The following is a 12,078-nucleotide window of genomic DNA, read 5'->3' on the forward strand; positions in this document are numbered from 1 at the left end:
CATCCAGGGCGTCCAGGGCATCCAGGGCGCCCTCTCAGCGAGTGGCCTCCAGCGGTCTCGGGGGCCGGTGCTCCGTCAGCGGGGTGCCCACCCGGTTCGGGTTCGGGGCGCACGGGAGGCGGACCACCGCGTCGAGGCCGCCGCTCGGGGCGGGGCGGAGGACGGCCTCGCCGCCGCTCGCGTGGGCCAGGCGCTGGACCAGGGCGAGACCCAGGCCCGTACCGCCCTTGGGGGCGTCGGGAGCGCGCCAGAAGCGGTCGAAGGCGCGGCGGCGCTGCTCCTCCGTCATACCGGGACCCTCGTCCATGACGTGCAGTTGGACCCGGCCGGGGCCCAGTGCGCGATGGTGCGGGAAGGCGTGGGCGAATCGGCGTTCGTGAGGTGTCGGGCGGCGCAGGTCGATGAAGACGGTGGAGGCCGGCGGAGACACGCGCAGCGCGTTGGAGAGCAGGTTGTCCAGGATCTGCTCCACCGCTCCGGGCACCGCCAGCACCTGGCCCGCGTAGTCGCCCGCCAGCGCCAGCGCCACGCCGTGCTGCTCGAACAGCGGGCTCCAGGCGCGGTGCCGTTCCACGCACACCTGGCCCACGTCGACCCGCTCGCGTTCGGCGGCGCTCTCGTCGAGCCGGGCCATCGCGAGCAGTCCCTCGACCATACGGGCCAGCCGGTCGGTCTCGGTCATCGCCGCGGTGAGGCTGCCCCGGGCGTGCAGGGCGATGTCGGACTCCAGGTTCTCCAGGCGCAGCCGCAGCGCCGCGAGCGGGGTCTTGAGCTGGTGGGAGGCCTCGCCGGCGAAGGCACGCTGGGAGGCCAGGAGGTGTTCGAGGCGGGCGGCGGTGCGGTTGAAGGTGGCGGCGAGGCTGCGCACCTCCGGCGGCCCCTTGGTGATCGCCACCGGCCGCACCGCGCCCGTGTCGGCCAACTCGTAGGTGGCGAGCTCCAGTTCACGGATGGGGCGGCCGGTCCAGCGCGCGATCGCGAACCCGACGACGGCGACGGCGGCGAGGACCGCAAGGCCGCCGAGGATGAGCAGCAGCCACACGTGCTGGACGCGGTTCGTCACCATCTTGGTCGGCACCGTGAGCCGTACGGCACCCAGTTTCTCCACGCCGTGCGTGACGGGCGCCGCGACCGCGATGTACTCGACGCCGCCGATGGTGGCGGTACGCACGTCCGCCGTGGACTCGCCCCCGAGCGCGGCCGCGATGCCGGGCTGTGCGGCCAGGTTCCCGGACTCGTCGTCGGCCACCCGGTGCGAGGTGGCCAGCAGTGCGCCGGACTGATCCACGATCAGCACATGGCCGCCGATGCGCTCGGCGCAGTGGACCGCGCGGGTGGGCAGATCCTGTGCGGCACTGCCCGCGTCGATGGACAGCGAGGCATACGCCGACACCGACTCCGCCTCGTCCTTGGCCACGTTGATCACCCGCTCCCGCTCGCCCCGCGAGTACATGAAGCCCAGCGGGATCTCCAGGCAGAGCAGGACCAGGAGGGTGAGGCCGAGGTAGCTGAGCAGCAGGCGCCTGGTCATCGATACGCCGCCTGCGGCCCCGGCGCCTGGTACGCGGTGGGCGGGCGCGTGTGCACCGCCAGCCGGAACCCGACCCCGCGCAGCGTCTGGATCCACGCCGGGTTGCCCAGCTTCCGCCGCAGCGTGGCCACGTGCACGTCCAGCGTCTTGGTCGGGCCCTCGTAGTGCGGGTCCCACACCCGGTCGAGGATCTGCTGCCTCGAGTACACCGCGCCCGGGTCCTCGGTGAGCAGCGCCAGCAGCTCGAACTCCTTGGGCGTCAGGGCGATGGGCGAGTTCCCCACCCACACCTGCCGGGTCCTGCGGTCCACGACGAGCGGCCCTGCGGCCCCCTCGGCGGCGGCCTCGGGTGGCGGTGCGGGGTGGAAGGCGGGGTCGGGCGCCTCGAACGAGCGGGTCGCGTCGAACGAGCGGGTCGCGTCGAAGGGATCGGTTGGGTGTAAGGAACCGGTCGTGTCGAAGGAGCCGGTTGAGCCGAAGGAACTCGCCGAGTCGTAGGAGCGGGCCGAGTCGAAGGAACCGGTCGCGTCGTGGGAGCGAGTCGAGTCGAGGGAACCGGTCGAATCGTAGGAGCGAGCCGCGTCGTAGGAGCGAGCCGCGTCGTAGGAGCCGGCCGGCTCCGGGGCACGGCCCGTGTCCCGGGAACCACCCGGCTCCGGGGAGCGCCCGGCGTCCGCGGGCCCCGCCTCGAAGGTCCGCGAGGACTCGAACTGCCGGGTGCCGTCGGTGGGTTCGTACGAGGAGGAGGACGGCCTGGGTGCCGCGGCTCCCGGGTTCCCGGTGAACGACTCACCGCCGAAGGATCCGCCGCCGAGGGATCCGCCGCCGAAAGATCCACCGTCCAGGGATCCGCGGCCGAAGGACTCACTCCTGGGCGACTCGCCCCCGAAGGAGTCGGTCCTAAGCGACTCTCCTCCGTACGACTCACTGCGAAGCGACTCGCCGCCGTAGGACTCCCCTCCGAACGACTCGCCGGTCCGCGCCCAGGATTCCGTCCCCCGCGAGTGCGACGCCCTGCTCGACGGGTCCCCAGCGTCGTGCGCCCCCGGCCCCGCCCCCGGCCCCGCCCCCGGCCCGGACTCCGCGGCGGCGAACCCCCCGCCCCCGGCCGGCCCGTAGGCGTCCGTGCCGCCGAACTGTCCGGCCGATCCGGCGCGTTGCGTCCGCCGGGTCACCGCACGGACACGTGCCACCAGCTCACGCATGCTGAATGGTTTCGCCAGGTAGTCGTCCGCGCCCAGTTCGAGGCCCAGCACGCGGTCGGCCTCCTCGCCGCGCGCGCTGAGGATGATGATCGGGACGTCGGAGGTCTGCCGGATGCCACGGCAGACGTCGATGCCGTCCATGTCCGGCAGACCCAGGTCGAGCAGCACGACATCGCCGTACGGCCCCCTCAGCCCCTCGGTGCCGGTGCCGACATGGTTCACCGCCAGCCCGAAGTGGCCCAGACCCTCGGCGAGCGGTTCGGCAATCGTGTGGTCGTCCTCGATGAGCAGCACTCGTACGCCCATGCCATCCCGTCTCTCCGTGAACCGACAACGTCAACCACGCATCCGGACAGCAGGAATTCCGTTGCCGTGGAGTTGACACGCTACAAGAGCCGTCAATGGTACGTCGTACGGATCCTGGACAATGTGAGCAGACGCTCAAAAACCGTCAGGACCTCGGTCGTTGACGTTCTCTTAGAGTCCCTCTGGGGCGGTCGGACAAAGTCTGGGCCATTCCTGACCGCGTTTTAGTGTTCCCCTAACCTTCGTCTGGCAGTCGCTGTTCTACGGTGAGGGAGACCCGGTCAAACCCCACCCCTGACTATCCCTGACCTGGTCAAATACCGCGTCAAGCCTGGCCGAGGCCTTATCGGACGTCGTGAAGGACGCGGTGCGAAACCCCTGCCGGGAGGAACCGTGAAGGCATTGCTGGACCGCGCCCGCTCGTTCAAGCGACGGGTCGACTTCGAAAGCGGCGAATACCGGAAACTGGCCGAAGGTCAATATCCCGAGGCGCTGTTCATTACCTGCTCGGACTCACGGGTCATACCCGCCCTGATCACGGGCGCACGGCCCGGAGAAATATTCGAGCTGCGGAACGCCGGTAATATCGTTCCGCCCTACGGACAGCCCGGCGCGTCGGGCGAGGCCGCCACCATCGAGTACGCACTGGAGGTGCTCGGTGTTCAGGACATCGTCGTGTGTGGCCATTCCCACTGTGGCGCGATGGGTGCCCTGAAGTCCGGTGACGACCTGTCCGCGCTGCCCGGCGTGGACGCGTGGCTGGATCTCGCCCGCCCGCGCCTCGCGTCACTGATCGACGGAAGCCTGGCCGACCCGTCGCTGTCCGACGTGGTGCAGCTCAACATCGTCAACCAGCTGGCCGCGCTGCGGAGTTACCCGGCGGCGAAGCAGCGGATCGACGCGGGACGGCTGCACCTGCACGGCTGGTACTACGAGGTGGACACCGGCCAGGTGCACGAGCTGGACGAGGACGGCCTGTTCCGGGTGCACGCCGTATGAGCGGCACGCACGGGAGGCACGCCAGGCCACGCGAGGAGCAACCGCACGGTGCGGGCCCCACGGTGTGGATGAACGGGACGGGGCAGCAGCAGGCCGGCTCCTCGCAGGACCCGTGGGCGGGTGTCCCCGACGAATGGGTGCCCACCACGGCCCGCTCGGCGCCCTCCGCACCACCCTCCGCGCCGCCCTCCGCACCCCAGGACGGCTGGAGCGAGCCGTCCCACCTGGACGGCTGGGGGGCGCCCCCGGCACCCCCGGCACCCCCGCGCCACGACGCGTGGGCGACCCCGCCTCACCCGGCCCGGCCTCCCGGGTCGCCGGGGCCGCCCGGCTCGCCCCGGTCGGAGCACCCGGCACCCGACGGCTCCAGGGGGCCGAGGCCCCGTACGGACCCCAGGACCCCCAAGGGTTCGGGCGGCGGACTGTTCTCGAAGCTCTCGAAGGACGGCGGGTCCTCCCCGTCCTCCCCGTCCTCGTCGTCCTCCCCGTCCGCCAAGGCGCCCAAGGGCGACCTGGCCACCGAGATCACGGCGTCCCTCGTCGTCTTCCTCGTGGCCCTCCCCCTGTGCATCGGCGTCGCCGTGGCGTCCGGTGTCCCCGCAGAGCTGGGCATCATCTCCGGTGTCATCGGCGGTCTGGTGGTCGGCGCGCAGCGGGGCAGCACCCTCCAGGTCAGCGGCCCGGCCGCGGGTCTCGCCGCGCTGGTCGCCGAGACCGTGATGGAGTTCGGCGTGGCCATGCTCGGGGTGATCGTGCTCTTCTCGGGCATCCTGCAGATCATCCTGGGCCTGGTGAAGCTGGGCCGGTTCTTCCAGGCGATCTCCCTGGCCGTCGTCCAGGGCATGCTGGCGGGCATCGGTCTGCCGCTGATGTTCAGTCAGGCGTACCCGGCGGCCGACGCCAAGGCCCCCGGTACCCCGATCGAGAACATGGCCGGCATCCCCGGCCTGATCGCCGACACCGTGTCGAACCCCAACACGATGATCGCGGCCGGACTGGCCGTCCTCACCGTCGTCCTCAGCTTCATGTGGAAGAAGGCGCCGGGGCCGATCAACAAACTCCCGGCGGCGCTGGTCGCCGTGGGTATCGGTATCGCGGTCGCCGCGCTCCCCGGCGTGGAGGTGAAGACGCTCCAGGTCGGCAACCTGCTGGCCTCCGTGGACGTCCCCGGCGCGGAGCAGTTCGCGGGTCTCGCGGACCCGGGCATCATCACCGCGATCCTCACGTTCACGGTGATCGCCTCGGCGGAGTCCCTGTTCACGGCCGCCGCGGTGGACCGTATGCACGACGGTCCCCGCACCCGCTACAACCCCGAGCTCATCGCCCAGGGCGCCGGCAACACGGTGGCGGGCATCCTCGGCGCGCTGCCCATCACCGCGGTGGTGGCCCGCAGCTCGGCGAACGTCCAGGCGGGCGCCAAGACCCGGATGTCCCGCACCCTGCACGGCCTGTGGCTCCTCGCCTTCGCGATCCTCCTCCCGCAGGTGCTGGCCCTGATCCCGATCTCGGTCCTCGCGGGCGTCCTCATCCACAGCGGCTGGAAGCTGTTCGCGCCCTACGAGTTCCCGAAGATGTGGCGCCAGGACCGGGGCGAGTTCGCGGTCATGACGCTCACCACGCTGGTCATCGTCGCGACGGCCCTGCTGGAGGGCGTCCTCATCGGCCTCGCCGCCGGCATCGTCCTCGCTGCCGTGCGCATGTCGCAGACGGTCATCAAGCAGCACATCGAGGACGACACGGCGAAGGTGGTGATGGCGGGCAACGCGACGTTCCTGCGCCTCCCGCAGGTCATCGAGGCCCTGGAGGCCGCCGCCGAGTCCGGCAAGCCGCGCATCCGCCTCGACCTCACCGGTGTGACCCACCTGGACCACGCCTGCCGCAGCCAGGTCGAGGAGTTCACGGCCCAGCAGCGCGGCAAGGGCCTGCGCGTGGAACTCCTGATGCCGGGCCCGGCCAAGCACGCGGCCACCGCCCAGAAGGCGGCCGCCCCCCAGGAGCAGCCCGCCGCACCCCGGACCGAGCCTCTCCCGCGCCGCCCGGACGACGCCCCGTCGCCGAGCCCCACCGCGGAGTGGTTCTACCTGGACACCCGTCCCATGCCGGAGGAGTACGCGGAGCGGTACGCCCAGGAGTACGCGCCCCGCTGACGGGTGAGGCGGCAAGCATCAGCGGCTCCATGGCAGTAGGTGGCCCCGGCGCACATCGCGCCGGGGCCACCGCCCTGAACCCCCGACGGGTGCCCGTGCCGCCGCCCCCTCGTAGGCTGGAATTCACCCGCCCTCGGAGGGAGCCCCGAACATGGCAGGCTGGAAAGCCGGCGACATCCCGGACCAGACGGGCCGTACGGCCGTCGTCACCGGGTCGAACAGCGGGATCGGCTACGTCGCCGCGCGCGAACTGGCGAGGCGGGGCGCGCGTGTCGTCCTGGCCTGCCGGAACGAGTCACGCGGCGCGGAGGCCGCGGATCGTCTGGCGCGCGAAGTACCGGGAGCGGAACCGGAGTTCATACGACTGGACCTGGCCGAGCTGGATTCCGTACGGCAGTTCGCGGCGACGTACGGGCAACGGCACGACCGTCTCGATCTGCTGATCAACAACGCGGGCGTGATGGCGTTGCCGTACGGGCGCACGGCCGACGGCTTCGAGACGCAGTTCGGAGTCAACCACCTCGGGCACTTCGCGCTCACCGGGCTGCTGCTGCCGATGGTGCTCGGCACGCCCGACGCGCGCGTCGTGACCGTGTCCAGCGGGATGCACGCCGTGTCCAACATCGACATCACGGACCTCAACAGCGAGCGCCGGTACCGCCGTTGGATCGCCTACGGCCGTTCCAAGACGGCCAACCTCCTCTTCACCCACGAACTGGCACGCCGGCTGGCCGCCGTCGGCTCCGACGTCGTGGCCGCGGCCGCGCACCCCGGATACGCCAGCACCAACCTCCAGACGGCGGGCGTGAAACTGGAGGGCCGCACGGCCGCCGAGCGCTTCATCCGCGTCGGCAACCGCTACTTCGCCCAGTCCGCGGACGCCGGCGCCCTCCCCACCCTGTACGCGGCCACGGCCCCCGGCGTCCGCCCCGACTCCTTCACGGGCCCGGCCGTCCTCGGCTGGCGCGGCTCCCCCGCGACGTCGTGGCGCGCGCCGTGGACGCTCAACGACAGGGCGGCAGAACGGCTGTGGGACGAGTCGGAGCGGCTGACGGGGATCGCGTACGAGGGGCTGAAGGCCTGAGCCCCGGGAGGGGTGGCCGGGCGAGAGGGAGGGCCGGGCGAGGGGTCGGCACCCTGCCGGAACCACACCCCCATGTCAACCACGCCCGTGTCATCGCTCGGCAATGACATGTCCACCTGGCGCCCCTAGTGTCCGTGACCGCGCGACCCCGCCGCCGACCGGTGGCGGGGCGGTCACGACACCTCTCTTGGAGTGAGCGTGGAACGTCGTACCCTCCTGCGTGCCGCCTTCATCGGCAGCTCATCGGCCGTCCTCGGCGGAACCCTCTGGCGCGGCGCCGCGTACGCCGCTCCCGCCCAGCCGGGCACCGGCCCCTACGGCGCGCTGGGCGCGGCCGACGCCAACGGCATCAGACTGCCCAGCGGTTTCACCAGCCGTGTGATAGCCCGTTCCGGTCAGACGGTCACCGGAACCTCGTACACCTGGCACAACGCCCCCGACGGCGGTGCCTGTTACACCGATGGCACCGGCTGGATCTACGTCTCCAACTCGGAGATCAACCCGTCCGGCGGCGCGAGCGCGGTGAAGTTCTCGTCGACCGGCTCGATCACCGGCGCGTACCGCGTCCTGTCGGGCACCCGCCAGAACTGCGCGGGCGGCAGGACCCCGTGGAACACCTGGCTGTCCTGCGAGGAGGTGTCCCTCGGTTACGTGTACGAGACGGATCCGTGGGGCGTGAACGCGGCGGTCCGCCGGGACGCTATGGGCCGCTTCAAGCACGAGGCCGCGGCCGCCGACCCGGTACGCAAGGTCGTCTACCTGACCGAGGACGAGACGAACGGCCGCTTCTACCGCTTCGTCCCGACGACCTGGGGCGACCTGTCCTCCGGCACGCTCCAGGTCATGGTCGCCGGCAGCGCCACGTCGGGCTCCTTCACCTGGGCGAACGTCCCCGACCCGGACGGCTCTCCGACGACCACCCGCACCCAGGTCTCGGGCTCCAAGTCCTTCAACGGCGGCGAGGGCTGCCACTACGCCGACGACACGGTCTGGTTCACGACCAAGGGCGACAACCGAGTCTGGCAGCTCAACCTCACCAGCGACACCTACGAGTTGGCGTACGACGACTCCCTGGTCACCTCGGGCACGGCCCCGCTCACCGGCGTCGACAACATCACCGGCTCCTCCTCCGGCGACCTCTTCGTCGCGGAGGACGGCGGCAACATGGAGATCTGCGTCATCACTCCGGACGACGTGATCGCCCCGTTCCTGCGGATCGACGGCCAGTCGGGTTCGGAGATCACGGGCCCGGCGTTCTCACCCGACGGCACCCGGCTGTACTTCTCCAGCCAGCGAGGGACGAGCGGGAGTTCCTCGGGCGGGATCACGTACGAGGTGAGGGGACCGTTCCGGGCGTAGGCCCTCACTGGCTGGCCTCTGCACTTCCCGGGGGCCGCAGGAAACCAGGCCCGGCCCCGGCGGTTGCCGCCGGGGCCGGGTGGCTGCGGCAGAGATGTCTTCCGGTACTCCGGTAGTGGACTCAGTGGCAAGCACAGTGGACTCAGCGTCAACGACTGTCACACCAGTGCCGGGGATGCTGGGTGACACGACAGCGGAGCAAGCGACGGGCGGGCTCAGAACCCCAGCGCCCCCTCCTGGTGCGGCGCGGGGGTCCGTGCCAGGAGGGCGTGTGCTGCCGGTAGTCGCTGGGCGGAACGTCGTAGACGGCCCGGCAGGCACGTGTGAAGGCGGCGTGTCCTGTGAACCCTCAGCGCGCCGCGATGCGGTGGACCGGCACGTCGCGCAACCGCGGGTCGATGAGGTCACGGCGCGCATGCTCCAGCCGGTGACGGCGGATCAGCGTGGAGACGGTGGTGCCGTGGTCCTGGAAGAGCCGGTGCAGGTGGCTGACGGAGGTGTGGGGGGCCTCCGCGATGGCCCGCGGGGACAGCTCGGGTTCGCCCAGGTTCCGCTGTGTCGGCCGGCCGGTAGGAGCTGGACCGGCGGTCAGGCCGCTGAGAACTGGGCAACTGTGGCACAGGCTGGCCTTTATGAGTTGCGGTGAGGCGCCCGCTCGGGCTCGGCTTTCTTACAAGACGTTCTGACGATCCCAGTATCCGGCTCGGAGGAGAGGGGCGTTCTGGTAACGCCGAACCAGCCGCTCGAAATTCATCCCTTCAAGGGGAGAGGCGCGCGTGCGCCGGTCCAGGATGTATGGCTCGATAGCGGCCCAGACCTGCGGCGGGGAGCGATGGAAGCACGCCAGCACGAGGTCGAAGGACAGCAATCCCTGTTCGACCAGGACTCCCAGCATTTCGAGCTGATCGTGAAGTTGCCAGAAGGAATGGAAATCTTCACTGTTCATGCGAGCTGGGTCAAAATGCTCAGGCGATCCGAACTCACCGCTTATGAGACGGTGTCGAAACAGGCGTGCCGTGGGCGCGTGATACTTCTCCTGGAAAGAGATGAGAAGCTGCACGTGCCGTGAAAGACGTGCCTCCTTGATCTGCGAGTAGGCGAAGAAGGATGCGGCGATCACGAATATGGTTCCGATCGCGGCACTCACGGCACCGACAGCTGCCCAGACATCGCCCATGCTTGCAGTACAGCACTGTGCCGAGCCCTGGGACAGGTGGCGTGGCACCGGCGCTGCCCCGCGAACCTGGGAGCCTTGTACGCTCAGGTCACTTGGTCAGCCTGCTGACCTGCAACCATTCCAGCGTCGCCGGTCACCAGCCTCCCCGACGACCTCGGCAGCCTTGACGAGCCGACCGGCTGAGTCGTCCGACCAGTCAGGTCGATGGTCAGACGGCCGCGTCCACGGCAGGATGCCGCCATGCGTCAGGCTGACGAAGAGTCCGAGCTGCCGAGGCTGATCCGCCGCTACGTCACGCCCGCCCGGCGGTACCTAAAACTTGGTGGCAGCGTTCTCGGCATGAGCGGGCGCGAACGCGCCAAGTTCGCGGGGAAGCTGGGCACGGCCGCCGCCGCGATCACCCCCCGTGAACTGGGCATCCTGCTCGACGGAGGGTGGCGCGAGCGCAAGACAGCAGCCTGGCTACTCTGCCATTTCACCGATGAGAGCGCCGGACACTGTACGGCAAGGAGACGATGACCCCGCGCTCGTCACGGTGACACCTGGTAGAAGGAAGCCACCGCCGCAGAAGCCAAGACTGTTCAGATGAGAGAAGTGGACGTTAAAACCAGGGTGGTCACCGCCCAGCACCCTCAGCTTGGGAAGCTGCGAGCATTTGCGGCTGGTTCGGGTGCTGACCTGGTTGAACGGCTGAGGTATGACCACTCCGGGTTGAGTCTCTACCACCGTGGTTCCCCGCTGTTCCCCGTCGTATCTGGTGCGGTAGTGGTGCACGTGACGACGCTGCTGGGCACCTGGTCGTCGTCGGTGTCAGAGGCAGGAAGGATGCCCGCCAGCTCCTCCGACAGCTCAAGCTTGTAGCGGGCAGCGATGACGCCGAGCTGAATCCCGAAAACCGCGCGTAGCTCACCAAGCGCCGCACCGAACGCGGCGCTCTCAAAGCGGTCGCCAAAATGTCCCGAGTGGTTGGGACCCGCGGCGTCCAGAAACCGTCGGCAAGCGGCTCGCATTGCCTTGAGGTTCTCTGCCAGGTCGTCCCCAGTGTCAGGCTCCATCAAGATCTGGGTCAACGTCTCCCTCATTTGGAGCACCGATGCGACGCAGTGATCTGGGTCCTCGACTGCGCGTATGACGGCACGCGGCATTGTGAGGACTCTGCGGTCCTCCAGGTAGACAAAAACCTTCTCGGCCACGGCCCGCTGGGGAAGCGGCAGGTCCCAGTCCACACCGCCGAGCGGCGTGCTGAAGCCTTTGATTCGTCGCATGATCTCCAGAACCCTCACGCTCGGCATCCTAGGTAGGCCCGCGAGCGGCTGGGCGTGAAACAGGTGGCATGGTTTGAAGTAATACGCGCACTCTTTCCAACTGTGTTCGTGGGGTGATGGGCTGGGTGCGAGGGCGTTCGCCTGGGTTCGTGGGCGGCTGACCGCTGGTGTGGAGACGGCTCCGGAGCCGGCCTGAACGGCCGTGAACGGCGCTGAACGAGACGGAAACTGAGACGGCCGGTGAGGCCGGGATTGCTAGCATCGTCGCTGTTGAAGGGGGAGACATGGCACTGGTCGGCAAGGGATCGCGACGGATCGTTGTCGACGGCACGGCGTACCGCTGGCGGCTGCGGGGCCGGCCGACGTACAGCCAGGGGCTGGCCTGGTCGCCGTGTACGTTCGCGGTGGAGCATGCGAACACTCCGGGGACGACGCTCGTGGTAAGCACCGACCAGCCACATCCGAACAACTGGATCTGCCGCGAGGCTGAGCCTGTACTGCCGTCCCGTGTCGCCACGGCTGTGCGGCTTGCCTTGCGTGAGGGTTGGACCCCGACGGCTCCGGGCTCCGCCTTCCACCTCGACCAGTCCACTGGCTTCACGACCTCGTCCTGAGCGGTGTAGAGAGTGAGCACCGCTTCAGGAGTTCGATTCGAGCCCGCTTCGACTGCGGCCGACGACTGGTGGGACGGCCGGACAGAGTCGCTGGTGTACGCCCCGTCCGGCGTCGTTGATGTCAGCCGTGGATGTTAGAAGCCTTCTGATGCGTAGCTCCACCGCGGGCGGCATCCTCGGCAAGTTCCTGGAGCTAAGCGGATTGGTGGCGCTCGTGATGGCCGCCGCAAGAAAAGCACACGACCGCGTCACTGCCACCACCACCGAAGCGAACTCCGACGGCGTTGGCGACAGCCCCGAGGACAGCTGACCGCTAGAGAACCGGGATCGACTGCGCACAGAGGGCCCGCACAGCCATCAGGCGCAGGAGCGGCCCACCGGGCGTGGCGCG

12 protein-coding genes are annotated in these 12,078 nt (G+C 69.7%); 7 read left to right on the top strand and 5 right to left on the bottom strand.

Translation table 11 applies throughout. The features are described from left to right. Positions 1 to 34: 34 nt before the first annotated feature. On the bottom strand, positions 35 to 1,531 hold the full coding sequence (locus AB0959_RS07430) for a HAMP domain-containing sensor histidine kinase (RefSeq protein ID WP_366825346.1): 1,497 nt from the start codon (positions 1,529 to 1,531) through the stop codon (positions 35 to 37). Continuing rightward, positions 1,528 to 3,042, bottom strand: a complete 1,515-nt coding sequence (locus AB0959_RS07435) for a winged-helix domain-containing protein (RefSeq protein ID WP_366825347.1) — start codon at positions 3,040 to 3,042, stop codon at positions 1,528 to 1,530. Before AB0959_RS07435 ends, AB0959_RS07430 begins: the two co-directional genes overlap by 4 nt. Before the next feature lie 393 nt (positions 3,043 to 3,435). Here AB0959_RS07435 and AB0959_RS07440 point away from each other — a divergent pair, with 393 nt between their 5' ends. From AB0959_RS07440 to AB0959_RS07455, 4 genes are all read left to right on the top strand, one after another. Then, positions 3,436 to 4,041, top strand: coding sequence for a carbonic anhydrase (locus tag AB0959_RS07440; RefSeq protein WP_366825348.1), 606 nt, complete (start codon positions 3,436 to 3,438; stop codon positions 4,039 to 4,041). Positions 4,042 to 4,553: 512 nt separating this feature from the next. Beyond that, on the top strand, positions 4,554 to 6,188 hold the full coding sequence (locus tag AB0959_RS07445) for a SulP family inorganic anion transporter (RefSeq protein ID WP_366825489.1): 1,635 nt from the start codon (positions 4,554 to 4,556) through the stop codon (positions 6,186 to 6,188). Positions 6,189 to 6,339: 151 nt separating this feature from the next. Next, the gene (locus AB0959_RS07450) at positions 6,340 to 7,272 is read left to right on the top strand and encodes an oxidoreductase (protein WP_366825349.1); all 933 of its coding nucleotides are present in this window, start codon (positions 6,340 to 6,342) and stop codon (positions 7,270 to 7,272) included. Between the two features lie 198 nt (positions 7,273 to 7,470). Next, a complete protein-coding gene (locus AB0959_RS07455) occupies positions 7,471 to 8,631 on the top strand; it encodes an alkaline phosphatase PhoX (protein ID WP_366825350.1) in 1,161 nt (386 codons plus the stop codon). Between the two features lie 349 nt (positions 8,632 to 8,980). Here the strand turns inward: AB0959_RS07455 and AB0959_RS07460 are convergent, their stop codons facing one another. Both AB0959_RS07460 and AB0959_RS07465 read right to left on the bottom strand, forming a co-directional pair. Then, the gene (locus AB0959_RS07460) at positions 8,981 to 9,265 is read right to left on the bottom strand and encodes a helix-turn-helix domain-containing protein (RefSeq protein WP_366825490.1); all 285 of its coding nucleotides are present in this window, start codon (positions 9,263 to 9,265) and stop codon (positions 8,981 to 8,983) included. 36 nt (positions 9,266 to 9,301) lie between these two features. Further along, positions 9,302 to 9,808, bottom strand: a complete 507-nt coding sequence (locus AB0959_RS07465; RefSeq protein WP_366825351.1) for a hypothetical protein — start codon at positions 9,806 to 9,808, stop codon at positions 9,302 to 9,304. A gap of 240 nt (positions 9,809 to 10,048) precedes the next feature. Between AB0959_RS07465 and AB0959_RS07470 the strand changes: the two genes are divergently transcribed. Continuing rightward, a complete protein-coding gene (locus AB0959_RS07470; protein WP_366825352.1) occupies positions 10,049 to 10,327 on the top strand; it encodes a DUF6000 family protein in 279 nt (92 codons plus the stop codon). A gap of 200 nt (positions 10,328 to 10,527) precedes the next feature. Here AB0959_RS07470 and AB0959_RS07475 read toward each other — a convergent pair whose 3' ends face one another. Beyond that, positions 10,528 to 11,091 carry a DUF6650 family protein gene (locus tag AB0959_RS07475; protein WP_366825353.1) on the bottom strand — a complete coding sequence of 188 codons (564 nt, stop codon included), beginning with the start codon at positions 11,089 to 11,091 and terminating at the stop codon, positions 10,528 to 10,530. A gap of 266 nt (positions 11,092 to 11,357) precedes the next feature. Between AB0959_RS07475 and AB0959_RS07480 the strand changes: the two genes are divergently transcribed. Both AB0959_RS07480 and AB0959_RS07485 read left to right on the top strand, forming a co-directional pair. Next, complete coding sequence (locus AB0959_RS07480; protein ID WP_366825354.1) at positions 11,358 to 11,687, top strand: hypothetical protein; 330 nt, start codon at positions 11,358 to 11,360, stop codon at positions 11,685 to 11,687. Positions 11,688 to 11,835: 148 nt separating this feature from the next. After that, positions 11,836 to 11,997: a hypothetical protein gene (locus AB0959_RS07485; RefSeq protein WP_366825355.1), complete on the top strand. Its 162-nt coding sequence runs from the start codon at positions 11,836 to 11,838 to the stop codon at positions 11,995 to 11,997. The last annotated feature ends 81 nt before the right edge of the window (positions 11,998 to 12,078 follow it).

It is taken from the genome of Streptomyces sp. NPDC046862, from assembly GCF_040704615.1.
Lineage (GTDB): Bacteria > Actinomycetota > Actinomycetes > Streptomycetales > Streptomycetaceae > Streptomyces.

Excerpts from the sequence above, each read along its gene's own strand:
- AB0959_RS07430 (WP_366825346.1), bottom strand. The coding sequence starts at position 1,531 with ATGACCAGGCGCCTGCTGCTCAGCTACCTCGGCCTCACCCTCCTGGTC.
- AB0959_RS07435 (WP_366825347.1), bottom strand. The coding sequence starts at position 3,042 with ATGGGCGTACGAGTGCTGCTCATCGAGGACGACCACACGATTGCCGAA.
- AB0959_RS07450 (WP_366825349.1), top strand. The coding sequence starts at position 6,340 with ATGGCAGGCTGGAAAGCCGGCGACATCCCGGACCAGACGGGCCGTACG.
- AB0959_RS07465 (WP_366825351.1), bottom strand. The coding sequence starts at position 9,808 with ATGGGCGATGTCTGGGCAGCTGTCGGTGCCGTGAGTGCCGCGATCGGA.
- AB0959_RS07470 (WP_366825352.1), top strand. The coding sequence starts at position 10,049 with ATGCGTCAGGCTGACGAAGAGTCCGAGCTGCCGAGGCTGATCCGCCGC.
- AB0959_RS07480 (WP_366825354.1), top strand. The coding sequence starts at position 11,358 with ATGGCACTGGTCGGCAAGGGATCGCGACGGATCGTTGTCGACGGCACG.
- AB0959_RS07485 (WP_366825355.1), top strand. The coding sequence starts at position 11,836 with ATGCGTAGCTCCACCGCGGGCGGCATCCTCGGCAAGTTCCTGGAGCTA.